The organism is Alcaligenes pakistanensis, from assembly GCF_014652815.1.
In the GTDB taxonomy this organism is placed as follows: Bacteria; Pseudomonadota; Gammaproteobacteria; order Burkholderiales; family Burkholderiaceae_B; genus Alcaligenes; species Alcaligenes pakistanensis.
On sequence record NZ_BMZN01000003.1, the window covers coordinates 385,592 to 411,060 of the forward strand.

24 protein-coding genes are annotated in these 25,469 nt (G+C 48.4%); 6 read left to right on the plus strand and 18 right to left on the minus strand.

Features of this window, described 5'->3' with window-relative positions:
* Window positions 1-168: 168 nt before the first annotated feature.
* The 4 genes from IE156_RS11075 to IE156_RS11090 form a co-directional block, all read right to left on the minus strand.
* The gene (locus tag IE156_RS11075; protein WP_229841236.1) at window positions 169-912 is read right to left on the minus strand and encodes an ABC transporter ATP-binding protein; all 744 of its coding nucleotides are present in this window, start codon (window positions 910-912) and stop codon (window positions 169-171) included.
* The gene (locus IE156_RS11080; protein ID WP_229841238.1) at window positions 888-1,715 is read right to left on the minus strand and encodes an ABC transporter permease; all 828 of its coding nucleotides are present in this window, start codon (window positions 1,713-1,715) and stop codon (window positions 888-890) included. The genes IE156_RS11075 and IE156_RS11080 overlap by 25 nt, the downstream gene beginning before the upstream one ends.
* Window positions 1,715-2,728: an ABC transporter substrate-binding protein gene (locus IE156_RS11085; protein ID WP_189392590.1), complete on the minus strand. Its 1,014-nt coding sequence runs from the start codon at window positions 2,726-2,728 to the stop codon at window positions 1,715-1,717. The genes IE156_RS11080 and IE156_RS11085 overlap by 1 nt, the downstream gene beginning before the upstream one ends.
* Window positions 2,729-2,883: 155 nt before the next feature.
* Entirely contained in the window at window positions 2,884-4,725 is a 1,842-nt protein-coding gene (locus IE156_RS11090; RefSeq protein WP_189392591.1) for an acyltransferase family protein, read from the minus strand.
* A 609-nt stretch (window positions 4,726-5,334) separates the two neighbouring features.
* Between IE156_RS11090 and IE156_RS11095 the strand changes: the two genes are divergently transcribed.
* Both IE156_RS11095 and IE156_RS11100 read left to right on the plus strand, forming a co-directional pair.
* Window positions 5,335-6,396, plus strand: a complete 1,062-nt coding sequence (locus IE156_RS11095) for an LPS O-antigen chain length determinant protein WzzB (protein ID WP_189392592.1) — start codon at window positions 5,335-5,337, stop codon at window positions 6,394-6,396.
* Between the two features lie 60 nt (window positions 6,397-6,456).
* On the plus strand, window positions 6,457-7,728 hold the full coding sequence (locus IE156_RS11100) for an exopolysaccharide biosynthesis polyprenyl glycosylphosphotransferase (protein WP_189392593.1): 1,272 nt from the start codon (window positions 6,457-6,459) through the stop codon (window positions 7,726-7,728).
* Between the two features lie 90 nt (window positions 7,729-7,818).
* Here the strand turns inward: IE156_RS11100 and IE156_RS11105 are convergent, their stop codons facing one another.
* From IE156_RS11105 to IE156_RS11155, 11 genes are all read right to left on the minus strand, one after another.
* Entirely contained in the window at window positions 7,819-8,994 is a 1,176-nt protein-coding gene (locus IE156_RS11105) for an O-antigen ligase family protein (RefSeq protein WP_189392594.1), read from the minus strand.
* A gap of 3 nt (window positions 8,995-8,997) precedes the next feature.
* Window positions 8,998-9,891 (minus strand): glycosyltransferase family 2 protein, encoded by an 894-nt coding sequence (locus IE156_RS11110; RefSeq protein WP_189392595.1) that lies wholly within the window; start codon window positions 9,889-9,891, stop codon window positions 8,998-9,000.
* A gap of 3 nt (window positions 9,892-9,894) precedes the next feature.
* On the minus strand, window positions 9,895-10,710 hold the full coding sequence (locus IE156_RS11115) for a glycosyltransferase family 2 protein (RefSeq protein WP_189392596.1): 816 nt from the start codon (window positions 10,708-10,710) through the stop codon (window positions 9,895-9,897).
* Between the two features lie 12 nt (window positions 10,711-10,722).
* A complete protein-coding gene (locus IE156_RS11120; protein ID WP_189392597.1) occupies window positions 10,723-11,841 on the minus strand; it encodes an N-acetyl sugar amidotransferase in 1,119 nt (372 codons plus the stop codon).
* Entirely contained in the window at window positions 11,838-12,599 is a 762-nt protein-coding gene (locus tag IE156_RS11125) for an AglZ/HisF2 family acetamidino modification protein (RefSeq protein WP_189392598.1), read from the minus strand. The genes IE156_RS11120 and IE156_RS11125 overlap by 4 nt, the downstream gene beginning before the upstream one ends.
* Entirely contained in the window at window positions 12,596-13,213 is a 618-nt protein-coding gene (gene hisH, locus IE156_RS11130; RefSeq protein WP_189392599.1) for an imidazole glycerol phosphate synthase subunit HisH, read from the minus strand. The genes IE156_RS11125 and hisH overlap by 4 nt, the downstream gene beginning before the upstream one ends.
* Window positions 13,210-14,457: a lipopolysaccharide biosynthesis protein gene (locus IE156_RS11135; protein WP_189392600.1), complete on the minus strand. Its 1,248-nt coding sequence runs from the start codon at window positions 14,455-14,457 to the stop codon at window positions 13,210-13,212. The genes hisH and IE156_RS11135 overlap by 4 nt, the downstream gene beginning before the upstream one ends.
* 39 nt (window positions 14,458-14,496) lie before the next feature.
* Window positions 14,497-15,591 carry a DegT/DnrJ/EryC1/StrS family aminotransferase gene (locus IE156_RS11140; protein ID WP_189392601.1) on the minus strand — a complete coding sequence of 365 codons (1,095 nt, stop codon included), beginning with the start codon at window positions 15,589-15,591 and terminating at the stop codon, window positions 14,497-14,499.
* On the minus strand, window positions 15,588-16,178 hold the full coding sequence (locus IE156_RS11145) for an acyltransferase (protein ID WP_189392602.1): 591 nt from the start codon (window positions 16,176-16,178) through the stop codon (window positions 15,588-15,590). Before IE156_RS11145 ends, IE156_RS11140 begins: the two co-directional genes overlap by 4 nt.
* A complete protein-coding gene (locus tag IE156_RS11150) occupies window positions 16,175-17,122 on the minus strand; it encodes a Gfo/Idh/MocA family protein (protein ID WP_189392603.1) in 948 nt (315 codons plus the stop codon). The genes IE156_RS11145 and IE156_RS11150 overlap by 4 nt, the downstream gene beginning before the upstream one ends.
* 229 nt (window positions 17,123-17,351) lie before the next feature.
* Window positions 17,352-18,614: an O-antigen ligase family protein gene (locus IE156_RS11155; RefSeq protein WP_189392604.1), complete on the minus strand. Its 1,263-nt coding sequence runs from the start codon at window positions 18,612-18,614 to the stop codon at window positions 17,352-17,354.
* 348 nt (window positions 18,615-18,962) lie between these two features.
* Here IE156_RS11155 and rfbB point away from each other — a divergent pair, with 348 nt between their 5' ends.
* From rfbB to rfbD, 4 genes are read left to right on the plus strand one after another with little or no spacing between them, the layout of a single operon-like run.
* Window positions 18,963-20,075, plus strand: a complete 1,113-nt coding sequence (rfbB, locus tag IE156_RS11160) for a dTDP-glucose 4,6-dehydratase (RefSeq protein ID WP_373296518.1) — start codon at window positions 18,963-18,965, stop codon at window positions 20,073-20,075.
* Complete coding sequence (gene rfbA / locus IE156_RS11165; protein ID WP_189392605.1) at window positions 20,072-20,935, plus strand: glucose-1-phosphate thymidylyltransferase RfbA; 864 nt, start codon at window positions 20,072-20,074, stop codon at window positions 20,933-20,935. The genes rfbB and rfbA overlap by 4 nt, the downstream gene beginning before the upstream one ends.
* A 4-nt stretch (window positions 20,936-20,939) precedes the next feature.
* A complete protein-coding gene (gene rfbC / locus IE156_RS11170; protein WP_189392606.1) occupies window positions 20,940-21,479 on the plus strand; it encodes a dTDP-4-dehydrorhamnose 3,5-epimerase in 540 nt (179 codons plus the stop codon).
* Window positions 21,476-22,465 (plus strand): dTDP-4-dehydrorhamnose reductase, encoded by a 990-nt coding sequence (rfbD, locus tag IE156_RS11175; RefSeq protein WP_189392607.1) that lies wholly within the window; start codon window positions 21,476-21,478, stop codon window positions 22,463-22,465. Before rfbC ends, rfbD begins: the two co-directional genes overlap by 4 nt.
* Window positions 22,466-22,626: 161 nt before the next feature.
* Here rfbD and IE156_RS11180 read toward each other — a convergent pair whose 3' ends face one another.
* Genes IE156_RS11180 through atpG form a run of 3 tightly spaced genes read right to left on the minus strand, consistent with a single transcriptional unit; the run spans window position 22,627 to window position 25,436 of the window.
* Window positions 22,627-23,049 (minus strand): F0F1 ATP synthase subunit epsilon, encoded by a 423-nt coding sequence (locus tag IE156_RS11180; RefSeq protein WP_189392608.1) that lies wholly within the window; start codon window positions 23,047-23,049, stop codon window positions 22,627-22,629.
* A gap of 12 nt (window positions 23,050-23,061) precedes the next feature.
* Complete coding sequence (gene atpD, locus IE156_RS11185) at window positions 23,062-24,483, minus strand: F0F1 ATP synthase subunit beta (protein ID WP_189392609.1); 1,422 nt, start codon at window positions 24,481-24,483, stop codon at window positions 23,062-23,064.
* A gap of 44 nt (window positions 24,484-24,527) precedes the next feature.
* Window positions 24,528-25,436 carry a F0F1 ATP synthase subunit gamma gene (gene atpG / locus IE156_RS11190; protein WP_189392610.1) on the minus strand — a complete coding sequence of 303 codons (909 nt, stop codon included), beginning with the start codon at window positions 25,434-25,436 and terminating at the stop codon, window positions 24,528-24,530.
* Window positions 25,437-25,469: the final 33 nt, after the last annotated feature.

The following is a 25,469-nucleotide window of genomic DNA, read 5'->3' on the forward strand; positions in this document are numbered from 1 at the left end:
GCAACCCTGTTTCCAGGTAGTTGCTATATCAAAAACTGTAGTCTCAAGCTTCCCCTTATAGGAAGGTCAAACACACAGATTGCTATGCACAGTTAATTGCCCTGACAACGCTCAGGATTGCAGCGGCGTTTACGGCGAAGGAGTTTTACAGAATGAAGATGGGTAAGACTACAGAGCTTGGCCAACCTCTTTGACCAACTCCCCAAAGCGGGCCGTATTACGGTCTCTGGGGCGGGGCAGATCAATTTCGATCCGGGCACTAACGCCAGCTGGGCTCCCCCCTAATACGATGACGGTATCCGCCAAAAACACCGCTTCATCAATATCGTGAGTCACAAACAAAACCGCTGCTGAACTGCGCTGCCAAACCTGCACCAGCTCGTCCTGCAAAGCCTGACGGGTTAAGGCATCTACGGCAGAGAACGGCTCGTCCATCAACAGTAAATCCGGTTGTACAGCCAAGGCCCGCGCAATACCCACACGCTGTACCTGACCACCCGACAATTGATGCGGCCAGCGATCCTTCAAATGCGCGAGACCCACCTGATTCAACGCAGCCTCAACACGCTGCTCGCGCTCTTGCCGCGACAGACCCAAGCCTTCCAGGCCATAGGCCACATTAGCGGCAATACGTCGCCAAGGCAGTAAACGGCTGTCCTGAAACACAAAGGCGTTGGCCCGGCGGCCAGGACTGTCTTGCAGATTGGAGCGCAGGTGCCCAAAGCTGGGTTGACTCAAACCAGCAGCTGCACGCAACAAGGTGCTCTTACCTACCCCCGAGCCCCCCACAATGGCGACGAAATGCCCCGCCTGAACCTCCAGGTTCACATCACGAATCACGGGCGCAGGCGAGCCGGGATACTGAAAACCAAATCCCTGGAATTGAATCAAGGCTGCCACTGGAGTACCCATTTATTGAAAGTCAGAAAAAGCATGTCGCACAATGTATAGACCACCGAGATAATCAACATATAGACCACCACCGCGTCATACGCACCCACACCCGCAGCCGCATTCATTTCCTGCCCCATGCCGGGCACACCCAGCAACTCAGCAGCAATCAAGGTCATCCAGGCCTGTCCGATACCGGCACGTACACCGCTGAGCAAGCCGGGGCTGATCGCTGGCAGAACCACTGTCCACGCACGAGAAAAGTAAGAGTTATGCCCAAACGCCGAGGCCAGCTCGTAATAACGCGGGTCTACCGAACGCACCGCGCTATATGTCGCAAAGTAGTTCAGCCAGAACACACCAATAGCAATGACAAAGGCCGCGCCAGTATGGCTAACCTTGAACCAGGCAATCGCAAACACCACCCACGCTAAAGGGGGGATAGGGCGTAGCAAACGCACCAGATAGGCTTGCAACAAATCAAAACGACGAATCGTTGCGGCTGCCAGGCCGAACACAATCCCCAGAATCGTCCCAACACCCAGGCCCCAGAAATAATGCACCAGGCTGGATTGAGCCGCAGGCCACAGTCGGCCGGCCTCGATTTCCTGCAACAAGGCCGAAGGCAGACTTAAGGGATCTGGCAAAGTGCCCCGGGGAGCCCAGCCATAGACATAAGCCAGACGCCACACCAGGATAAACAGCGCGAGGCCGGCCAGGCCGTAAACAATCCGCTCCAGACCACGACGCCATAAGGCATCAAGCACTGCCCCTGCAGGAGCAGGGGCAGAAACGGGCAGACTTGCTTGTTTTGCGACACTCATTACGGAGCTGCCTTCTCATAAAAGCGGACATCAAACAGGCTTTGAACATCCGCCAGTTTGGTCGCTAAGGTTCCCAAGGAAACCTGGAAGTCCTGCAACTGCGCGGTGCCATCAATAATCTTGCGAGGATCAGGTTGGAACTGATCGTGTGAACGCTCGATAGCGGCCAGCACAATATCCTTGGGCAGGCGGCCACCGCCTACATACTTCTGTACATAAGGCGTTGCCTTGGCAGGCTCATCACGCAACATAGCCGTTGCACGCAAGTGGGCGTTGACCAAATGCTGAACCAACTCAGGCTTGGATTCGATTAAGGATTCGCGCACCAGCAGCACCGAACCGGGCTCATTAGGGAAAAGTTCGCCACCATGGGCCACAATTTTGGCATCAGGCTGGCGCTTCAAGATCTGACTGACCGTAGGCTCAAGAATGGCCGCAGCATCCACTGCCTGGTTGCTCAAAGCCTGCTGAATCTGGGCTTCGCCCTGATAGATTACCTCGACAACCGTCGGGTCCACTTTCAGCATATTGCGCAGCCAGTACTGCAAGGCGGCTTCAGGCACAGCTCCTTTAGGGTAGCTGGCCACCTTGGGCTTGTGCCCTTTCTCCTGAGTGAACTTAGCAACGGCAGCTGCAAAATCCGGCTTGTCCGCATCCAGATAGCTGGCCAAATCACCAATCGCCACCACGCTGACCTGTTCGACAATATTAGAGGCCACAACCTTGACATCGGCTTCCTTGGCCTTAGCAACCAGGGCGGGTCCAATACCGACATAAGCCACATCCAGCTGACCGGCGATCAAAGCCTGTGTCAGCGCAGGGCCACTTTGAAACTGGACCAGCTTGGGCTCGGGCTGCCCCTCAGGCAATAAGTCGCCAGATCCTAAGCCCACGAACAATTGAGCAGCAGGCATGATGGGTAGATAGCCGATCTCCAGCGCTTGCTCAGCAGCCTGTGCGGAGAAGGAAACAGAGAGAGCGAAAAGGCTGGGCGCTAAATAACGGGAAAGCATAAAAATCTCTAGAAACAGGCTAAAACTGAAGATTAAACCTGTTCGAGAGACGCATCTTTATTTACTTATAACTAAAAATAATAAAAAATCAATTCTTTACGCAAATATTCTTGGCGGCTACGAATAACTAGAGCCAAGATAACGCCAGGCTCACCTCAAGGGGGCAACAAGCGATGACCTTCGCGCACAAATAACTGACCTAAAGAAGTTGAGCCATAGACATTTAAATGATTATTGTCAAAGTAAGCCATACGCCCCGCGTAACGTCCTTGAGCGGAAAGCTGACTCGCGGCTGGCCCCAAATCAATCCAATGCACATTAGGAAGGCGATCGACGATCTGTTTGATTCGGGCGTTAGCTGATTCGGCCTTTCGTCCCGATACTCTCTCAACACTCAGCCCTAAACGATCAAAGAGCTCCAGGCGAATAGGAGAGACAGACAACTCGGGCACATCCGACAAGACATACACCGGTGTCGTTTCTGCGATGCTGCGCAATGTGCGTTCTAACTTTGGTAAATAATCCGGATCAGCACGCTCTGGCTCTTTCCCTAATTGATAGGACCAGAAGGACGTAAACACGACTGCCTCATACTGACGGTAATCTGTCTTGACATAAGCTTTCAGGTTCTTGCAGGGTTCACGCGAGGACTCTGGTAAGACACTCTCATTAAAATCAAAAACTGGAGAACAGGAGCTACCCGTCACCACATAGGCCTGCCAGCCTTCCTGGCGCCCAACCTCATCAATAAAAGAATTCAACGCAGCAGCATGGGAGTCCCCCGTCACCAATACGCGGGGAGGTAATCCTGGAGCGCCACGAAGACAGCGTTTGTCAAAACTGCCGTGACATACATCAGTCCCATAGCTCAACAAAGAAGGATCAAAACTCAAAGTAGGCTTGACTGCCTTAAGCCCTGCACCTAGTCCTGCCAAACCTAACGCCGGCGCTAAAAACAACCATAAAAAAGCAGCCGTGAAACTAAGATTCAGTCGTTTGCAACGTAGCTCCACAAATCGGTACGACAAATACGCCACGAAAAACATGAAGGGCACAGCGACAAGCAGCCAGCTGGCGGCTAAGACATAGGATCCGTAGACATAGCGCAAATAGGCCAAAACAGGCCAATGCCACAAATACAAAGAGTAGGAGATCAACCCCACTCCCACCAAGCAGCGCATCTGGAAAATCCGCATTACGAGACCGCCTGCAGCTTGTTGAGAGCGGCCCCCGTATATGAACAAACCCGCTCCCAAACAAGGCAAGAGGGCATTGAGCCCGGGAAACAGCGAATGTTTGTCCAACATGAACAAGCCACAAGCAATCAGCACTACCCCAGTCCACTGAAATAAGTGGCACCCTCGCCGAGGCTGGTAGACAGGCAAGAAGGCAAATAAAGCCCCCACCAGTAACTCACTAAAACGCAAACGCAGCAAAAAATAGACTGAATCCCCTGCCTCGGAGAGACTCAGATAAAAATGACTATACAAAAATCCTAAAAAAACAGTACATGCCACGAATCCAGCAAGCCAAGCTTCTTGGTTCTTCTTATATTTAGATAAAAAATGAAAAACAAGAACCAACAAAAGAGGCCAAATAAAATAAAACTGCTCTTCTATAGATAGCGACCAAATATGCAATAGCGGCTTTTCATCAGATGAAATATCAAAATAACCACCATCTTTTGAAAAAAAACGATTAGCAAAAAAAGCAGAAGAGTAAACGAGAGAATAGAAAAACTGATTAAAATCTTCCGGCAAAAGAATAAAATAACCGATCAACAACGAACAGAGCAATACAATATAGAGAGGAGGAAGAATTCTACGTATTCTTCTTTTGTAAAAATCAAAAAAACAAAACCTGCCCTCTTGAACTTCATTTTTTATAATCTGACTTATCAAGAATCCCGAGATCACAAAAAAAACGTCCACTCCAATAAATCCACCAGGTAACCACTCAGAGTTGAGGTGGAAAATCAGGACGGAAAGGACTGCCAAAGCGCGTAACCCATCTATGTCACTTCTATATTTCATATGTCTTATTTTTGTGGCCAAGGCCGCAGAAGCCTTATATAAAGCACTGACCAAACACATGCGGCTGGTGTGCGTCCCATGGCCTTAGCTAGAGCCTTTACTCGCACCGACGTAGCCCTCCCACCCTGTCCAGGATATGCTCCGACTCACATGCACACTGTCACTTCAATACAACAACCACCGAGGCAAAAACAGCAAGAACCGGCATTTACAACTGGCAACAAACACTATCAGTGCTGTTTATCTTTACTTGCTAACTTTGTCTGGTAACTTACCGCGAAACACTCAGACCTCACACATTAGTCGCTATTATTACTCAATCAATCGTGCATAGAGCGGTCAACTCAGCACTCCCATCTTGCACTGTCACATTGATGGCAAGCAATTTGTAACATAGCCAAGCTTTTGTTTGAAATTTCATAGAAAAACACAGGAATTAAGTCTCATTAACATTCATAACGCTAAAAATCGTAATTTACATCATCTGAAATAAACGTTTTAAACACAATAAGCTTAAAATTAAAGGCTAGCGGCCTTGGACCAGCTAAACATTGACTAATACCCGGAGTGCGTGTGAATACCTCTAGATCAAACCGTGAAGACAATAACCAGAATATCAGTTTGACCGATTTGGTAGAGTTGCTGTGGAGAGCAAAAAAAACAATCATTGGGATTACTTTGGTCTGTTCTTGTCTCGCTGTCGTCTACGCATTCTCTGCATCACCAATTTATCAAGCTTCAACGAAAGTTCTACCTCCCAAAAACAGTGATCTGGCAGAGTACTCTGAAGCTTTGGGCATGATTGACATCGGGATAGCAGGTAAAGAAACCCAAAGAACATTGACTTCTGACCGTGTGTACGACATTTTGCACACTCAGCTTAAATCCGACTCCATCAAGGCCCAGTTTCTCCGGGATCATTACCTCCCCCATTTTCAGCCAAAAGATCAAGAAGCAGCTGAGAAGATAGTAAAAAAACTTGATAAATCACTGAAAATCGGTGATCCGACCGAAGAAGACAAAGTCATAACTCTGTCGATTCAAGACAAGGACTCAAAAACAGCAGCACAGTGGGCCAACACGTATATGGATCTGGCCATAGCCTCAACCCATGAAGAACTCTTAAAAAACCTCAAAAGCGAAGTTACCGCTAAGAAAGAAAGTACGACCGAACAAATCGCAGCCTTGCGCAAACTGGAACGTGACATAAAAACCTTGAAAATCAGTCGACTTCAAGATTCCTTGGCTATTGCCAGTGCAATGGGACTGGAAAACCCTCTCCCAGGTACCACGGTCATTTCCCTAGGCAGTGCCCCTGTACACGACAACATTGCTCCAGAAGCGAGCTACATGCGTGGAACAAAATCGCTACAAGCCGAAATTGAAGTGTTAAACGATAGCAAAGATCGCGATGCTTATATTGCAGGGTTACCCAAACTGTTGACCCAACAAGCATTGCTACAAGCGATTAATGTGAACCCGGCCTTCTCTGTTGCCCGCATCGATATGGTGGCCAACGCGCCTTACGAGCCCATCAAACCAGTCAAGCCCTTGATTATTATTATGGGGATTATTTTCGGTCTATTCTTGGGGACGCTCACAGTGTTGGTTATGAGTGTCATCAGAAGTAAATAGAAGCTTGCTCATGGACTGCAGCTATACATTTCTTTTTCTCACCCCTATACGACCGTAGATATGAGCGCTTTACCTAGCCGCCGCTTCCGCAAAAAACATGAGCAAATTTTGCTCTCACCTCTATTCCTGCTCCTTTTGGGATGGCTGATCTCTGTTGCTCTGCCTACTGCACTGCATTGGGGGTGGAACGGTTTATTAACGCCCGACCTGGGCCAGAAGACAGCGCTGATCGTCGCCTCGGTGGCATTTGTTATTTCACATTTTTTAGTACGTAAGATAAATACCTCCTACCCAGGAGGCCAATCCAGCATGTTCATTGCTCCCCAGGTCATCACTATTTATGCCTTGGTCGCATTGATCTCCTTGCTCTTAATGTTGAATCTTTCCCGTTTCATCTTGTTGAGCAGTGGGGCCTGTGCGTTGTTCTGGTTTTACCTGGAGCACTTCTGCACCCAAAAATATCGACGCTTGAAGCTGGCGGTCATCAAGGGCGGGATGAGCGATCACCTGTTCGAGCTTGAGCATGTGGATTCTCGCTCTCTGGAGACCTTGGACCTCGAAGACGTCCGCTACGATGCGGTAGTCGCGGACTTCCACGCCTTAAGCAAGGATGACGAGCGCTTCCTGACACAGTGCGCCTTGAAACGGATTCCTGTTTATGACGCAAGCTTCGTTTACGAATCCCTGTCCGGACGGGTACGCATCAACCGTATGTCCGAAAACAATTTGGGCGCATTGCTACCTACCAACGTCTATGAGACGACCAAATTAGTCATGGATTTGACTATTGTTCTGCTATCGCTGCCGATCGTCTTGCCAATAGGCCTACTGACCGCTTTATTAATTAGGCTGGAAAGCCCCGGGCCCGCAATTTACACCCAACAGCGTATCGGCTTGGGGAATAAAGAATTTACTATCTATAAGTTCCGCAGCATGCGTTTTGATCGAGAACAATCGCAGCAGTTTGCTGGCGAAGATGATCCTCGCATCACACGCATTGGTAGGGTTATTCGAAAACTGCGTATTGACGAGCTCCCACAGTTTCTGAACATTGTTAAAGGTGAAATGAGCCTAATTGGCCCCCGCCCCGAACAACCCGATTTTGCGCGACAATTCGATCAACTGATTCCGTTTTATAACTATCGGCACGTAGTCAAGCCTGGCATAACGGGATGGGCGCAGGTCCGCCAAGGATATACAGATGATGCGGATGCCACCCGCATCAAAATTGAACATGATTTCTATTACATCAAAAACTGTTCTACCTATTTGGATCTTCACATAGTCTTTCTAACTATTAAAACCATGTTGACAGGCTTTGGGGCGCGCTGACGATAAAACCTCGATCCACAGCCCCTTTTTCAGATAATACTGGAGCGTTGCGATCAACAACGCACCAACACCATCAACTCCAAACTTATCTCATCTTCTCTGAATCTTAAGTGAGCAGATAAAGATGACCGCAAACCATAAAAATGGCCATACATAAGCCTTGGACACCATACCGGAAACAAAAGAGTAAATAAAAATCAATACCGGGAAATGGTAGAAAGAATTAAATCGGAAAAAACTCAGATTCCGAATAATATACAGACAAACAAAAAACAAAATAGCAGACAGCACCAAAAAATACAGAACCCCGTAAGCAGCCCAGTAAGAGAGAAAGTTATGGATATACCCCCCGGTATCACCATCCCTCAAGACCTCATAACCATAGTTACCGAATAGAAAATGGTTAGATATGTCTTCGATGCCCTCTTTGAAAAACTCTAACCTGCCAACAAAAGAGGGGTCCGACCAAGGGTCTGTCAGCAATACCAAAAACCTACTGTCAGCCGCGCCGTTCAAAAGAGCTACTACAAATAATGTAACCGCACCAAGACCGGAAATAAATAAAAAATAAATATTTCTTTTTAAAAATATCTCAAAAATAAATATAGAGATAGTAAAAAAATACAAGCTCGACCTGGAGTATGTAAAATAAATTCCTAATAAGGAAATTACAAAATACAAAGATTTATAAAATCCAGCAGAGTATACATACACTAAAAGACCAATTACAGCAAAAGCATCAGACATTGCCAAGTACACCAATGGTGCACCTTCCTGCTGATATAGCTCCCAAGTACCATAAAACTCTCGCCCTCTCAGAACTCCATCTATTACAACTATAATTAACGGAACTAATGAGAGAAATACCAAGCCGCGCCTATCCTCAGACAAACGCTGATGAATACAATCAAAGGACAAGCAAATCGGAAGTAAGCATGAAATCTGAATAACTGTCGCAGCCAACAATTTTAGAGCCAGAACAGGGCTAAAATCATAAACTGCGAACAAGCTAAAAAATGCTATACAACTACCATAAAAAAACAACAACAATGACAACCAAAAAAAGAGGCCTCTTTCTTGTTTTTTAATGGTATTAAAAAAAGTAATAAAATAAAAAATAGAGAAAATAAACGGTATTGAAATAAAAGGGAACCAGGGGAGAAAATTGTGGTTATATTTCAAATACGAATAAGCAGGATACACACCCACAAAAAGTAAAAATATTATTAATGCCAATTTCCCATGGCTCTTTTCGTTGGCATTCATCAATCATCTACCCGATAGATATTTCTCCAGCACCACACGGACCTTATAAGTCAATTCGGAGCTGAACGAAATATTAGCCAATCGGTCCTTCAATGACACTCCCCCCAGAAACAATAAAGACCATATCCTCCCTTCTTTACGAAGACCCTCAGCCTTTATTTTTCCATCCAAATAATTTAAATTCTCTAAGTCTAAGACATTTTTGTATTTTTCTAAAAATAATTTATACGCCTTATTTCTAGATCCTATTATTTCACTTTTTTTATCAAAAGCAACTCCAAACCCCATAGAATTATTTTCATGAATTCTATAATTCAGAATAATATCGTTAGTCCAATTTATTTTTTTTGCAAACGCCCGAATGTGCAGAGACGTCCAAACATCCTCATTAGGAAGCAACTCCGGTATTGGGAAAATCTTATTTGCAAATTCACGAGTAAAACCAGCCGCTCCGCCGCTCAAATTGGGAGCATTTTTTTTGGGGTAAACAATACCATCATATTTCTTATTATTACTGAAGCTTTTGATTTTTCCAGTTGCTACATCAACACCATCACCAAACAAAAGGCAACGATTCTCAATAGAGTTATTCGGCAAAACATCATCACCGGCAAATAGAAAAATATACTCCCCAGAACAGACACTCCATCCTTGATTAAAAGCGGCTACTTTCCCTTTTCCAATAGCGTCGTAAACCTTCAGTCTGCTATCTAACTTTGCCAAGCCATCAAGCAAGCTTCTGGTTCTATCCACGGAGTGATCATTAATTATAATTATTTCTATATTTTTATATGTTTGAGAAAAGAGACTTTTTACAGCCTCTTCAACATAATCCTCTACGTTCCTAACTGGAATTATTATAGAAACCCGATTTTCTTCTATATCTTTACTAACCATCGGTTATTTCCTTTCCCTCAAGAAGTTCTTATAAACAAAAAATCGCACACTCCCTCCTAACAGTCTTAAAGGGACGCGACTAAAAACATTAAAAACAAACTCTGGAAAGCTGATAAAGCCGCTGCGATAGAACCCTTTTTGGAACCGATACTCATTCTTGGCATAAGACAAACCACCTCGCCTTCTCACCATTTCCAACCCTGCTCTGGCATACACCAACGGTATGCCTAAGTTCGCTGTCTTAGCCCCTGCTTGTATCAGGCGAACCCATAAGCCGTAATCCTCATACAAACTTTCACTCTTGTACCCGCCCAGCCCCCGTACCTTACCCTTTCTAAACATAACTGTCATATGGTTAAATGGGTTTCTGAATTTCGCAAACTTTATTATTTCCGCATGGCTTACTGGAACTTTCTTAACACCATAAGCATCTGAAATATCATTATTAAATTCTATTACCCAGCTTCCGACAATATCCACTGTAGGATTTTGGTTAACAAACTCGATCTGCTTTTCAAACCTTTCAGGGAAATTTATATCATCCGTATCAAATCGGGCAACCCATTCATGCTTACATTGTTCCAGACCATGATTTAAAGCGGGTCCAAGGCCAAGATTTTCTTTCAATCTAACTAGTTTTAATGGGAGCTGGCTCGCGTACTCATTAATAACGGTTTCTAGACCCTCAGTTACAGGGCCATCTAAAACAACGACCACCTCATCCGCATGAACCGTCGCAGTCAACAAACTCCTGAAAGCCTGATCTAAATAATCTGGCTTTTCCTTGAAGTACACTGACATCAATACAGAAAATTTCATCTTTATATACACTCAACCACGAATGGATCGATAAAAACCTGTCAACTTCTTCCACTTATAATATGAAGTTGGATAATGATCATGCTCTACTCGATCCGCAACCAAGTATGCATTTAACTGGCTTTCAGTCCATCCCATTTTTTTAAGAAAATACTTCTTATCTTCCTCTAATTCTTGCATATTTGGATAAGGTATTTTCTTCAAATCCTCTACTGCATTTTCTCTTGTTATTTGGCCATTTACAATTAACGTACTAAGATGCACCCGACGCTTATCTACGCCAAATTTCTCTGGAAGTATGTAGCCTTGATAAAATCTCGTGAATATAGATTCATAGTGCTTATAGGGATATGGCTTATATCCATACTTATCCTGCAATTCTTGCATTGCCGAAAATTTATTAAATTCCATCAAGTCCAATATAGAGACCCAGTGTATTTTTTTTACTAGTGCATACCAAATATAATCAGCTATCCCAAACAACGGAAATGTTTTTATTTTTACGTCTGAAAACTTTTTTGCAATGCTAGTGATATTTTCTTTATCAAATTTGAACCAATTCCAGCTTTTAGGGATAAGCATCCCCTCCGTCGCCTCATTCGTACCGGCTAACAAATGTTTCAAACCATACTTGGCAGCTTGCTGATAGTTCACCGCGGTCATCGCGTTGTCGTAGAGCAGCTCTATATCGACAACATTGGCATCAAAAAAAGCCTGCATCAACTTGCGGTACTCATGCCAGTCGATAACGTGGGTATACAAATCTACGCCCAGCCCATTGATCAGGTTCTCAATATTGTTCTGAGCCAGCTCAGAGTTCCAACCGTTATCCATATGTACAGCCAAAGGGCGCAGGCCTAGCTCTACCGCCTTGACGAGTACCCAAGAGCTATCTACCCCGCCCGATACGCCGACAATACAATCGTAAGGCTTACCCTTGCCTTGGGCCTTAACCTCAGCAACCAAGGCCTGCAAGCGCCTTTCTTTTTCTTCTGACGCCAAACCTAAGGTGTGCTTGTTGCTGGCCTCCAAGTCCGTACAGTAATTACAAACACCGTCACTGTTAAAAACAATGTCGTGTGCACTGGTGTCCATGACACAGCGCGAACACACCTGGTAATGTTGATTCATTCAATATCATCCAAAGAGTCAAACTCGGCCCGTTTCGGGTAATTGATCAGTACTGCGCGGTGTGGGCCTTTGAATACGAACATAGCGCCGGCCGCGACAGCAGAGGCTCCCGCCTGTAAAGCCTGATTGAAATCATCCATCGAACGGGCACCACCTAAAGCGACTACAGGCACAGGCAAACGGCTAGCTACCGAGTGGATCAAATCCAGATCGTAGCCATCCATCATGCCGTCATGATCAACCGCGCTCAAGAGGACTTCCCCTACGCCCGCATCAACTCGTTCGGCCAGATAATCATAGATTGAGCGGTTAAGCAGCTTCCCCGTTTGCGAGGCATACAACTTGGGCTGCTTTAGCCAGTTCTTTTTAATGTCCACACCCAGCACCACGCTTTGCTGCCCATAGATACGAGCGATGTCCTGTATCAAGCGGGTGTCTTGCATTACAGCAGACTGCAAACTGACTTTCTCAATTCCCAGCTCAAAGATATGTTCTGCCTGCTGGAGGTTCTGAATCCCGCCCCCGTAGGTCAAGGGCATAAAACACTCTTCAGCAAACAGGCGAACTACCTCCAGATCGGGAGCCGAGCCGGCACTGGACGCCCCAATATCCAGCACGACCAGCTCATCTACTTCTTTTTCATTGAAAATGCGAATCGCGTTGGTAGGGTCACCCACATACTTGGGATCCTGATACCGGCGGGTTTTAACCAAACCACCGTTTTTCAACGATAAAACAGGGATAACGCGTGGCTTCATACCGCCTCAGCCATAAAATTTTTCATCAGTCCAAAACCAAACTGGTGGCTTTTTTCGGGGTGAAATTGCACTCCCATGACATTCTCGCGCTGGAATGCCGCGACAAAAGTGCCTCCATAATCGGCAGTCGCCAGAACATCCTGTGCGCAGGCTGCTTCAACCTTGTAGGCATGTACAAAATAAAAGCGATGTCGGCGCTCGCCTTCCTGCAACAAGGGGTTTGTCTTGACGACATCCACCTCGGACCACCCCATATGCGGTATTTTCAGTGGCCTTTCAGGCGTACTTTGAAAGCGCCTTACCTGAGCATCAATCCATCCAAGACCGGGCAAACTACCCTCCTGGCTAGCACGACACATCAGTTGCATGCCTAGACATATACCTAATACTGGCTTTTTATCTTGCAGGGCAAATTGCTCCAGTACAGGCAACAGCTCCCTGTCATGCAGCTGCTGCATCCCATGATCAAAAGCACCGACGCCCGGAATAATAAGTCGGTCGACTGCAGTAATTTCCTGCGCAGTAGACACCTTGGTGGCCGTCCCCCCAAGCTTTTGAATCATCCGGATCACCGAATTTATATTGCCGCAGCCGTAGTCCAGTATTCCGATCATAAACGTGCTCGTTGTTTGTGCGATTCACCACAACTATATCGATAGGAAATAGCCAGATACACCACATAGAGTGAAGCGTAGGAAACAGAATAGATGAAGATGGCCGCCATCTCTGTATTCACATAGCTCAGCACGCCGTAGGTCATGGCCAGCAGGCAGGTTTGCCATACCAAATCGACTTGTTGCTTATTAAAAATATATATTACGTAACTTAGCGGGCTGGCGATGAAACGCAAGGTAAACATAGGTACCAGCAACACGCTTATCGCACCTGCAGGACGCCACTCCTCACCAAATGCAATCGCAAAGACAGGCTCTGACAAGAAATACGCGCCCACAGCAAACAGCGCAGACCCTGCCCCCAAGACCCAGAACGTACGTACATACTCGTCCCGACACTCGCCCCGCTCTCGAAAGGCCATTGATGCCTGGCGCTTGAACACATCCAAAACAGCCTTACCAAGAAAAGACAGGGGCAAACCCAAAACTCGTATAACCAAGGCCAGATACCCGGCGCTTTCAGCGCCAAAACGATGGGCAACAATCATGACCGGCAGTTGGATCGCCAACGCATTGATAAAGTCAGCGGGCAAAGAAAAAGCAAGGAATTTACGATGGCGACGGGCATAAGCAAGCGTCAGAGGCCCACAACGTCGAAACCAGCGCAGCGACACCGGCAGTAACCACATGCAGTAGATCTGAGCCAACAGCAGCCCCAGTGCATAGGACAGGGCAAGCGCGGTCGCATTAGGCCAAAGAAAACCAGCCGAAATCTGTAGAGCCACCACAAAAACAGACTGGACTACTCGCATCATATTCAACTGACGAAAGCGACCTTCAGCAGCAGCCCAAGACTGCCAAACCTGGTTCAAGGAGAACAGAGTGGCGCAAGGAACAAGTACAACCAGCAACATCAAGGTGTCAAAATAGTTGTAGCTGGTAAACAGATAAAGCAGAACCAGCACCGACAGCGCCAGTACGGCAATTAGCAAAGTAGTAGCCAACACAGCAAAAGTCGCCGCGTTGCGAAAGCGCCCGTCCCGCTCAAGGGCTAGGGACACTTCCAATCGACCGGTAAGAGCCGTCGACAAAATGATGACAATGCCCAACCATGCTGAAAACAGGCCAAACTGACCAGGTCCAAACTGCCGAGCGATTAACAACGCACCCAGCACTGGAATTACCTGGGCAATCGCCGATCCAGTAAAGACGGAGAGTACGGTTTTCCAATAACTATTTTGCATAAAAATGGCTGCGAGATTAGCTCGCAGCCTTCATCGAAATTAACGCGGTACGCAGGCCTGTAACGCTTGGACGATGTGATCCATATCATCATTCTTCAGATAAGGCCCCATGGGCAGACTGAGAACTTCAGTGGCAATCAAATCGCCCACCGGCAGTACAGCATCCAAGTCCTGTACAGCGGGTTGTCGGTTCAGAGGAATAGGATAGTGGACTGCAGTAGGCACACCGGCCTTTTGCAGGCTGGCCTGTACGTGATCTCGCTGTTGAACCCGGATGGTGTACTGGGCATATACATGCCGGTTATGTGGTTCAACCAAGGGAGTATTTTTAATTCCGATCGCTTGCAAACTAGCGTTATAACGTTGCGCAACCACCTCGCGCATAGCTAGCTCTTCAGACAAAATTGCCAATTTAGGCAGCAAAATCGCTGCTTGCAAGGTATCCAAACGACTATTGATACCAATGCGCACATGATGATAGCGTCGGTCTTGACCATGGCGTGCAATTTGCCTCATCACCGTAGCCAAACTCTCGTCGTTGGTAAAGATAGCACCGCCATCCCCATAGCCACCCAAAGGCTTGCTAGGGAAAAAACTGGTACAGGCAATTGTGGACAGATTGCAAGAGGAGCGCCCCTTATAAGTGGCCCCGAAGCTTTGGGCCGCATCTTCGATGACGGCCAGGCCGTGCTTTGAAGCTATGGCATTAATGGCATCAAAATCAGGGCATTGGCCATACATGGACACAGGAATAATCGCTTTGGTACGAGGCGTGATCGCAGCCTCCAGCACAGCCGGATCCAGATTGTACGTAGCCGGATCCACGTCCACATAAACAGGCTTGCCCCCCAATACGGCCACCGTCTCAGCGGTAGCAACATAGGTAAAGCCAGGCGTGATGACCTCATCACCAGGCCCCACCCCCAAAGCCATTAAAGCAATCTGCAAAGCATCAGTGCCATTGGCGCAGCTGATGCAATATTTGGCCTGGACATAATCGGCGAGTTTTTCCTCCAGCTCCACCACTTCTGGACCTAGGATATAGCGACCATGCTGTAGAACTCGTGCAATGCCCGCATCAATTTCAGACTTGATACGGGTTTGCTGAGCGTGTAAATCCGTAAACTCAATCATGACTGTTGGACTTCCCGTTTAATCAAACGATCATTGTGCAATTCATAGATAGCCCCTGAGTGAGGGCACACAGACTGTCCGGCCCCTTTCAAGGGCAAATCCAATTGCTCCCCAAACTCACTCATCCAGCCTTTATGGCGGGCTGGAACGCCCAGCATCAAGGCATAGTCAGGCACATCGGTATTGACTACAGCCCCAGCACCCACAAAAGCGAATTTTCCTATCGTGACACCACACACAATTGTGCAATTGGCGCCCAAGGTTGCTCCGGTGCGCACAAGCGTGTCGCGGTACTGATCCTTACGCTCGATTAAGGAGCGCGGATTATAAACATTGGTGAACACCATGCTAGGGCCGCAAAACACTCCCTCTTCCAAGGTCACATTGTCATAAACCGAGACATTGTTCTGGACCTTGCAATTGTCCCCAATCAAAACCTTATTACCGACAAAAACATTTTGTCCCAGAGATACACCAGACCCGATTCTGGCTCCTCCACAGACATGTACAAAATGCCAAACGCGAGAGCCCGATCCGATCTGGGCGCCTTCATCCACAATGGCCGATTCGTGTTTGTAGTAGCTCATTTTTGCAAGAAGGGATGGTAATCACCCTGCAAAGTGGCTAGATCCGCAGTACGGATAAACTGCACTGTGGAAATTGCCGTGCGGTTCTCTTCCAGGCCAAAGCCCCGTCCTGCCAGGATTTCCTCGTAGCTGCGCGTATGCAAGTCGGTAAAACCACCCGAAAACTCGATCTCCTCGCCGTCTACGGTAATCGAACGGAATGTACGCATACCTTTTTCTTGGGCAGCTTGAGGAACATCTTCCACATCAATGGACAGGAACCAACGCACCCTAGCATTCTCATACTCAAGAAAACCTGCTGCTTTGCTATCCGTACGTGTATGCACAGTATTTTTCTGCAAATCACCAAAAATAAAATGCAGCATATCAAAAAAGTGCACACCGATATTAGTGGCAATACCACCTGACTTCTTTTCATCACCCTTCCAAGACTGGTGATACCAATTACCCCGAGAGGTGATATAGGTTAAATCAACATCGTATTTTGTTTTTTTATCTTTATTTTTTAAAACCTTTTCCCGTAACTCAATAATCGCTGGGTGAACACGCAACTGCAAAATAGTATTTACCTTCTTTCCTGTGTCACGCTCGATATCTAACAAGCCATCGATATTCCAGGAATTTAATACTAGAGGTTTTTCACAAATTGCATCCGCACCAGAACGCAGAGCAAACCTCATATGAGAATCGTGCAGATAATTGGGTGAACAGATGGACATATAGTCCACAGCCTCACCATTTTTTGCACGACTTAACTTATCAATATGCCGGTCAAAACGTTCAAACTCAGTAAAAAAATGAGCATCAGGAAAGTGGCTATCAATGATACCTACGGAATCATTTGGGTCCACTGCAGCAACCAGCACATTACCGGTTGCTTTGATAGCCTGCATGTGACGAGGTGCGATGTATCCACTTGCACCGATAAGAGCAAATTTCTTCATTTTTCCTAGTATTTCTTTAAAAATTTAAAAACCGATATCTTTACTCTGGCTATAGACAGGCAACCCTACACCTTACCGAAATATTCACAATATTCTTTTAAATAATGTTTGAAAATATTACTGTAAAAATAGAACTACTCGAATACCTCTAGTCTTCTGAAAAATCAATTTTCAAAAAAATAGCATGTACTCCACTGTCCAAGCTTAAATAAGACACACAATAAAATACTCAATGATTGCCAGTAACGAGCACAGCACGGCGGCGCTGATGCAGCAAACTCATCAAAACCGCCAACGTAAACAAGAAAAACAACAAGGTGTTATTGCGAATCAACATTATTTGCGTTTGCCCGTAAATAACGTAACCACCGATCAAACATAAGCCACCCAATGCGTAACTGCGTAACACCGGATCAGCATGACGAATATAGAGCAAGAAATACCATGCGGCACTTAACATCATGAGCAATAAAGATAATAAGGCCAACCCACCATACAAAACCCATACTTCCAGAAAAGTATTATGTGTATTGGCTAAGCCAGCTGGCACCGCCCCAACTAGGCCCGCTTGGCTTTTTTCCTTCAATTCCTTACGGAACTGAACCTCACCTATTCCCAACACCGGTTGGTCTTTAAGCATCTGCCACGACACACCCCAAATCGCGAACCGAGCTCCCAAAGAGCTGGCACTGCTGGAGCCATGTGTCTCATACTCGGACAGGTCGGTATAGACCTCCTGAACCCGCTCATGAATAAGAGGCGATTTATAGGCAAGAAAGCCCATTGCGGCTAACAATACCGCCAGAGAAACGCCGCAAGCAAGCATATTGCTACGGCGTACGTAGGCTAGCAAGAAAAGCAATATAAACAAGGGGATCGCCACCCACCCCCCACGCGTTCCCGAAAAATAGGATCCCAGCAGGCCACATACCGATCCAAGAACCAAGAGAATCAACCATAGGCGCCGGTTCTGGTGCTCATTAGCGATAAGCCAACATAGACCCACTATCAATAGTACAGCCATACTCAAGGCCAGGTTTCCAAACTGGATCGCCCCAGTAAACCCAAAGGCTTTGAAGTCACCAACCTGCCACATCTTCCAGAAAGCCACCGCAAAACCACTGACAGCCCCAACCACCAATCCTGACCAAAGGGCCGCTGGCTTTGGGGGAAGCCTGATCAGGCAAAGGAACAATAATGTGCTGAGTGCAAACTTGACGGGAACTTCAAAGCTGCGGGCATACGCGCCATGCCATACCGTTGAGCCAATACTGATACCAGCAAAAAGGAGCATCCAAAGCAGAATGTTTTGTTCTTTCCTGTCTAATTCGATAGTTCGCAGACTAGGCAATTTCCACACAGAAAAAAGCACCAAGCCCCCTACCACATACGAATACATATCCTTGGTCGACAACAAGGTGGCATAGAACAAAAATACCAGCACCGAGGTCAACCGGTTGCCTGGTCCAGACAAAAGAGTGGGAAGAGCCATATGCGCAGAGACAGAAAACTAAAATTACAGAGAGACGCTACTTTTACAGCTGGGACTACGACAGCTCACAACATGCCTGCTGCATGCCGGGCACAAGCTCTCTAACCAAGCCAATAAAAACCGCGTAACAAATTATAAACACCGTGACACATTACGCACCACGCAAGGATAGCAACCAAGCGTGTAACGGCATGACTCGTCTCGAAGAGCGTGGGCAACAATCAACAGCTAGATCCCACAAGCCTAAAAAAATGCAGACATACTCCATGCATAGGAATGTCTGCTATCTTGCCCGCTAGGTTAAGGTAAGCACTTAGCCATATCTTCCCCTTAAGGGATTACCCCGTCATGACCTTTGTGCACTCTTTAGCACACACCCGCGCTCACAACAAAACTATGCGTATCCTTGTGACCGGTGGGGCCGGATTCATAGGCTCCACTCTTATCGGGCATTTGCTCCAGACTAGCAAGCACCACATCTTGAATGTCGATGTACTGAGCTACGCTGGCAACCTGGAGTCTCTGACTCACGCAAAAGGGCATCCAAACTACGCGTTTAGCCAAACTAATATTTGCAATGCCGCCCAGATAGCCACGCATCTGCAGCAATTTCAGCCGGATATCATCATACACCTAGCAGCCGAGTCGCACGTTGACCGTTCCATTGACGGGCCCGCTGAATTCATCCAGACCAACATAGTGGGCACGTACACTCTTCTGGAGCAGTGTCGTCACTACTGGGGTAGCCTGGACCCACAACACAAACAAGATTTCCGCTTTCATCATGTATCCACGGATGAGGTGTACGGCGATCTAGGCAATACAAGTACCCGCTTTACTGAATCCACTTCATACAACCCCAGCTCCCCCTACTCCGCCAGCAAAGCAAGTGCAGATCATTTAGTTCGGGCCTGGCACCGCAGCTATGGCCTACCGGTGGTAATCAGCAACTGCTCAAACAATTACGGGCCTTATCAGTTTCCTGAAAAACTGATCCCGCACATGATCCTGAGTGCACTCAACGGTAAAATTCTCCCCGTTTACGGAAAAGGCGATCAAGTACGCGACTGGCTTTATGTAGAGGATCATGCTCGCGCCCTGGCCACCGTAGCAACCCAAGGCAAGATTGGCGAAACCTACAATATCGGTGGTAACAATGAGCGAAGAAATCTGGATGTCGTCCAGGCCATCTGCTCTATTCTGGAAGAGCTACGCCCTGACAAACCGGTCGGATTGGGTCTGTACTCCGACTTGATCACCTTGGTGGAGGACCGTCCCGGACATGATCAGCGCTATGCGATCGATGCCAGTAAAATAACGCAGGAACTTGGCTGGCAGGCTCAGGAAAATATTGAGACAGGCCTGCGCAAGACTGTACTTTGGTATCTTGAAAATACATCCTGGTGGGAGCGCATTTTGAATGGCGCCTACCGTCTGAATCGTCAGGGAAAACAAGCGTGAAAGGAATTGTATTGGCCGGTGGATCTGGTACACGGCTGCACCCTATCACCATGGGTGTCTCCAAGCACTTGCTGCCGATCTACGACAAGCCCATGATTTACTACCCTTTATCCGTGCTTATGCTGGCGGATATTCGGGAGATCCTACTCATCTGTACCCCAGATGATCTACCGAACTTCCAGAACCTGCTGGGTGACGGCTCCCGGTTTGGAATTGAACTGTCCTATGCTGAGCAGCCCTCCCCCGACGGTCTAGCTCAGGCCTTCCTGATCGGTGCTGACTTTATCGGCTCAGATTCCGTTTGCCTGATCCTGGGGGACAATCTCTTCTATGGCTATGGTTTTAGCCAGATGCTGCACTGCGCCCGTTCACGCTCTCATGGAGCCACCATTTTTGGCTACCCCGTCAACAATCCCGCGAGCTTTGGTGTTGTCGAAATGGACAAAAATGGCCGGGCTCTGTCGATCGAAGAAAAACCCACCAAGCCCAAATCCAACTTGGCTGTGACGGGTCTGTATTTTTACGACAATCGCGTGGTAAATATAGCCCGCCAAGTCACTCCATCTGCCCGTGGTGAGCTAGAAATTACAGATATCAACAATGCCTATTTAGCGCTGAATGACTTACATGTGTCTATCTTGGGCAGGGGCTTTGCATGGCTGGACTCAGGTACACACGAGAGTCTAATGGAAGCAGGCTCTTTTATTCGCACCATCGAACATCGACAGGGGTTAAAAGTCGCCTGCCTGGAAGAAATTGCCTTCAATCAAGGCTGGTTATCAAGACAGGCCCTAGAACAGCAGGCCTTATCATTAGAAAAAACAGGCTACGGACAGTACTTGTCCCGTCTATTGCAATAGTAATATGCGTACCCAACCTACCCGTCTTCCTGGTGTCCTGATTATTGAACCTCGCATATTTAGTGATGAGCGCGGCTTCTTTAAAGAAAGCTTCAGTGTTGAACGCTATAAGGCCGTCGCTGGCATTGATAGTCTGTTCGTGCAGGACAACCAGTCCTGCTCGAAAAGTTCCGTGCTCCGAGGTCTGCATTTTCAAAAGACCAAACCTCAGGGAAAACTCATCAGTGTCACGCGGGGCTCCATCTTTGATGTCGTCGTAGATATTGACCCCAGCTCCAGCACCTTTGGAGAATATATAGGCTTGGAGCTTAGCCAGAGCAATCATAGGCAGCTGTGGGTTGCCCCCGGGTATGCACATGGATTTTGCGTACTAAGTGCCCAAGCAGACGTCAGCTACAAATGCACCGACTACTATCAGGCCGATGATGAAGGTGGCCTCGCGTGGGATTGCCCGAGACTAGCGATAGACTGGCCAATCAAGAACCCAATACTCTCCGCTAAAGATAGAGCTCATCCTGGGCTTGAGCAGTTTCTGCAACGATGAAGCGCATCTTAGTCACCGGCGCGCAAGGGCAATTAGGCCAAGCACTCGCTTATTGCGATACCAAGGTAGGACACTCTTCAGGCTATCTGGGCGCTCCACCATCGGCCCAGAGCCAAGCAGAAGAACATTGGCCCCCGACTCAAAAAACCCGGTTGATGCTCCAAAGCCGCCACGAGCTCGACATTACTCAGCCTGACTCAATTGCCCAAACTCTGGAAACTCTCCAACCTGCCGTCGTGATTAACGCCGCAGCTTATACAGCCGTTGATCAAGCAGAGTCAGAACCCCACATTGCTCACCTTCTAAATGGCTTAGCCCCCGGCCTGCTGGCCCAAGCCTGCGCCGAGCGCGGCATCGCTATGGTGCACGTTTCCACAGACTACGTCTTTGACGGCTTAGCCTCGCTGCCTTACGCCGAAGATGCTGCTACCGCACCTATCAGCGTCTACGGTCAGAGCAAGTTGGAGGGAGAGCTAGCGGTGTTTTCCGCCCTACCCTCAGCAGTCGTGTTACGCACAAGCCGGGTATTCAGCCAGTTTGGGACTAACTTCCTGAAAACCATGCTGCGGCTGGGGCGAGAACGCCATGAGCTCAGTATCGTGATTGATCAGATCGGCGGGCCGAGCTATGCGCCACATATTGCTCAAGTATTGTTAACGTTGGCAGACAGGCTGATTGCAGCCAACCGAAGCGATAGTCAGGCTGATACCCCTGCTGGCGTTTACCATTTTGCAGGGCAACCCAACGTAAGCTGGTACGGCTTTGCTCAAGAGATTTTTTCCCAGGCAATCAAACTGGGGCTACTGAGCCACGCACCGGCCTTAACCGCTATCTCCACCAAGCAATATCCAACTCCAGCCCAAAGGCCTGCGCAATCTGGACTGCAACAAAGTCGGCTGAATACTCTGCTGGGAGTAGAAAACATAGAGCGGAACTGGCACGAAGGTATTGAAAAAAGCCTGTTGGCCTTAAAAGCGGCACCGTAGGGCGACAGACTCACCCTCTTTATTTGTGTAGTCTTAAACGAAGAAAAGGCTCAGTGGCGCTCCGATACGCTACACGCCCAAGTCATAACGCCACACAAAGCCACAACGCAAAAAAGCCACCCCAAAGGGTGGCTTTTTCACGGATGCTACCGAGCCTGAGATCAGTGCTTACGCACGCTACGCAGGCGTCGTGCTGCGGCGGCTTGAGCGGCCAACATGGCCAACTCAGCTTCCACAACGGCGATATCGGCTTTGTCCTTGGTGTTGCGCAGGGCCTCTTCCGCATGTTTGCGGGCTTCCAGAGCCTTTGCTTCATCCAGGTCGTTAGCGCGAATCGCGGTATCCGACAATACAGTGACTTTCCCTGGCTGAACCTCGAGTATGCCGCCGGCGACAAAGATGTGCTCTTCGCTACCATCGACCATAACGATCTTCAGCGTGCCGGGACGAATCCGCGAGATCAGTGGGGTATGACCGGGCAAAATACCCAGCTCCCCAGCCTCGCCGGGCAGCGCCACGAACTTTGCTTCACCAGCAAAGATCGATTCTTCGGCACTGACCACGTCAACATGAAGCTTAGCCATGAGCAATCCTTATTACTGAATAGTCTTGGCTTTCTCGAAAGCCTCGTCGATGGAACCGACCATGTAGAACGCCTGTTCTGGCAGAGCATCACACTCGCCGTCGACGATCATCTTGAAGCCGCGCAGGGTTTCAGCCAGTGGCACGTACTTACCAGGAGCACCGGTAAACACTTCTGCTACGTGGAAAGGCTGCGACAGGAAGCGCTGGATCTTACGAGCACGAGCAACAGCCTGCTTGTCTTCTGGAGACAATTCATCCATACCCAGAATGGCGATAATATCGCGCAGTTCTTTGTAACGTTGCAGTGTTTGCTGAACGCCGCGAGCCACTTCGTAGTGCTCTTCACCCACAACTTGTGGATCAAGCTGACGGCTGGTGGAATCCAGAGGATCCACAGCGGGGTAAATACCCAGAGCAGCAATGTCACGCGACAACACAACGGTGGAGTCCAAGTGCAAGAAAGTCGTAGCAGGCGATGGGTCAGTCAAGTCATCGGCTGGAACGTAAACGGCCTGGATGGACGTAATCGAACCGGTCTTGGTGGAGGTAATGCGCTCTTGCAACTTACCCATTTCCTCAGCCAAGGTCGGCTGATAACCCACTGCGGAAGGCATACGACCCAACAGAGCGGAAACTTCAGTACCGGCCAAGGTGTAGCGGTAGATGTTATCCACAAAGAACAGGATGTCACGGCCTTCGTCGCGGAACTTCTCAGCCATAGTCAGGCCGGACAGTGCCACACGCAGACGGTTGCCTGGAGGCTCGTTCATCTGGCCGAACACCATGGCCACTTTAGACTCGCTCAGGTTGTCCAGCTGAATAACGCCAGCATCAGCCATTTCGTGGTAGAAGTCGTTACCTTCACGGGTACGCTCACCCACACCAGCAAACACGGACAGACCGCTGTGTGCCTTGGCGATGTTGTTGATCAGTTCCAGCATGTTCACGGTCTTGCCTACACCGGCACCACCGAACAGACCAACCTTACCACCCTTAGCAAATGGGCAAACCAGGTCAATCACTTTAATACCGGTTTCCAGCAATTCCACCGAAGGCGACAGTTCGTCGAACTTGGGGGCTGCTTGGTGAATAGCGCGACGCTCTTCAGACTGGATAGGACCGGCTTCGTCGATCGGGCGACCCAACACGTCCATGATACGGCCCAACGTGCCCAAACCCACGGGTACGGAGATCGGTGCGCCGGAACCGGCCACTTCCATACCACGACGCAGGCCGTCGCTGGAACCCATGGCGATGGTGCGAACTACACCGTCACCCAATTGTTGCTGTACTTCAAATGTCAGGCCTTTTTCTGCGAAAGCCGAACTTTCGTCCACGAGCGTCAACGCTTCGTAAACTTTAGGGATGCTGTCGCGGGGGAACTGAATATCCACCACGGCGCCGATGCACTGAACGATGGTACCGTTGCTCATGTTGAGTCCTTGCAATATAACTTTGATGGTGTGCCTTGCCGTGGTTACACAGCTGCGGCACCCCCCACGATTTCAGAGATTTCTTTCGTAATCGCTGCCTGGCGGGTCTTGTTATAGACCAGCTGAAGATCACCGATAACGGTCTTGGCGTTGTCCGAAGCGGCTTTCATGGCCACCATACGGGCAGACTGCTCAGAGGCCATGTTTTCGGCAACGGCCTGATACACCAGACCCTCTACGTAACGCATCAACAAGTCGTCAATAACCGACTTGGCATCGGGTTCGTAGATGTAATCCCAACCGTACTCGGAAGAATTAGCCGTGGCTTCAGCTTCTACTTGCTCGCCAGCCTGGAAAGGATCTTTCAGACCGGAAGGCAGAGGCAACAAGCGAATAAATGTTGGGTCCTGCTTCATCGTATTGACAAAGCGGCTGGCCGCCAGATACACCGCATCAATGCGGCCTTCCACGAAGTCGTCGATCTGCACTTTGATAGCGCCAATCAGACGTGCCAGGTTAGGCGCATCGCCCAAACCCACTTCCTGAGAAACCAGATTGGCACCAACACGCGCCAATGTTCCAGCTGCTTTACCACCCAGAGCCGTTGTCTGAACCGAAATCCCTTTGTCTTCAAACTCGCGAACACGCGCAAGTACCAAACGCAGGATGTTGGTGTTCAAGCCGCCACACAGACCTTTGTCTGTGCTGACAACCACGATACCAACCGATTTAACTTCGGCAGGCTCAACCATATAGGGGTGAGTGTAGTCGGGGTGCGCCTGCATCAGATGCGAAGCGATCTCGCGCACCTTGTCTGCATAGGGACGGCCAGCTCGCATCCGCTCTTGCGCTTTGCGCATCTTGGATGCCGCCACCATCTCCATGGCTTTGGTGATCTTGGACGTGTTTTGCACGCTCTTGATCTTAGTACGAATTTCCTTGATTCCGGCCATCACACTTTCCTGTAAAGGCATTATCGGGAGCCA

What these genes read in the sequence shown, in the direction of transcription:
- IE156_RS11075 (WP_229841236.1), bottom strand. Translation starts at nt 912, where the DNA reads ATGGGTACTCCAGTGGCAGCCTTGATTCAATTCCAGGGATTTGGTTTT.
- IE156_RS11080 (WP_229841238.1), bottom strand. Translation starts at nt 1,715, where the DNA reads ATGAGTGTCGCAAAACAAGCAAGTCTGCCCGTTTCTGCCCCTGCTCCT.
- IE156_RS11085 (WP_189392590.1), bottom strand. Translation starts at nt 2,728, where the DNA reads ATGCTTTCCCGTTATTTAGCGCCCAGCCTTTTCGCTCTCTCTGTTTCC.
- IE156_RS11100 (WP_189392593.1), top strand. Translation starts at nt 6,457, where the DNA reads ATGAGCGCTTTACCTAGCCGCCGCTTCCGCAAAAAACATGAGCAAATT.
- IE156_RS11105 (WP_189392594.1), bottom strand. Translation starts at nt 8,994, where the DNA reads ATGAATGCCAACGAAAAGAGCCATGGGAAATTGGCATTAATAATATTT.
- IE156_RS11110 (WP_189392595.1), bottom strand. Translation starts at nt 9,891, where the DNA reads ATGGTTAGTAAAGATATAGAAGAAAATCGGGTTTCTATAATAATTCCA.
- IE156_RS11115 (WP_189392596.1), bottom strand. Translation starts at nt 10,710, where the DNA reads ATGAAATTTTCTGTATTGATGTCAGTGTACTTCAAGGAAAAGCCAGAT.
- IE156_RS11120 (WP_189392597.1), bottom strand. Translation starts at nt 11,841, where the DNA reads ATGAATCAACATTACCAGGTGTGTTCGCGCTGTGTCATGGACACCAGT.
- IE156_RS11125 (WP_189392598.1), bottom strand. Translation starts at nt 12,599, where the DNA reads ATGAAGCCACGCGTTATCCCTGTTTTATCGTTGAAAAACGGTGGTTTG.
- hisH (WP_189392599.1), bottom strand. Translation starts at nt 13,213, where the DNA reads ATGATCGGAATACTGGACTACGGCTGCGGCAATATAAATTCGGTGATC.
- IE156_RS11135 (WP_189392600.1), bottom strand. Translation starts at nt 14,457, where the DNA reads ATGCAAAATAGTTATTGGAAAACCGTACTCTCCGTCTTTACTGGATCG.
- IE156_RS11140 (WP_189392601.1), bottom strand. Translation starts at nt 15,591, where the DNA reads ATGATTGAGTTTACGGATTTACACGCTCAGCAAACCCGTATCAAGTCT.
- IE156_RS11145 (WP_189392602.1), bottom strand. Translation starts at nt 16,178, where the DNA reads ATGAGCTACTACAAACACGAATCGGCCATTGTGGATGAAGGCGCCCAG.
- IE156_RS11150 (WP_189392603.1), bottom strand. Translation starts at nt 17,122, where the DNA reads ATGAAGAAATTTGCTCTTATCGGTGCAAGTGGATACATCGCACCTCGT.
- IE156_RS11155 (WP_189392604.1), bottom strand. Translation starts at nt 18,614, where the DNA reads ATGGCTCTTCCCACTCTTTTGTCTGGACCAGGCAACCGGTTGACCTCG.
- rfbB (WP_373296518.1), top strand. Translation starts at nt 18,963, where the DNA reads ATGACCTTTGTGCACTCTTTAGCACACACCCGCGCTCACAACAAAACT.
- rfbC (WP_189392606.1), top strand. Translation starts at nt 20,940, where the DNA reads ATGCGTACCCAACCTACCCGTCTTCCTGGTGTCCTGATTATTGAACCT.
- rfbD (WP_189392607.1), top strand. Translation starts at nt 21,476, where the DNA reads ATGAAGCGCATCTTAGTCACCGGCGCGCAAGGGCAATTAGGCCAAGCA.
- IE156_RS11180 (WP_189392608.1), bottom strand. Translation starts at nt 23,049, where the DNA reads ATGGCTAAGCTTCATGTTGACGTGGTCAGTGCCGAAGAATCGATCTTT.
- atpD (WP_189392609.1), bottom strand. Translation starts at nt 24,483, where the DNA reads ATGAGCAACGGTACCATCGTTCAGTGCATCGGCGCCGTGGTGGATATT.
- atpG (WP_189392610.1), bottom strand. Translation starts at nt 25,436, where the DNA reads ATGGCCGGAATCAAGGAAATTCGTACTAAGATCAAGAGCGTGCAAAAC.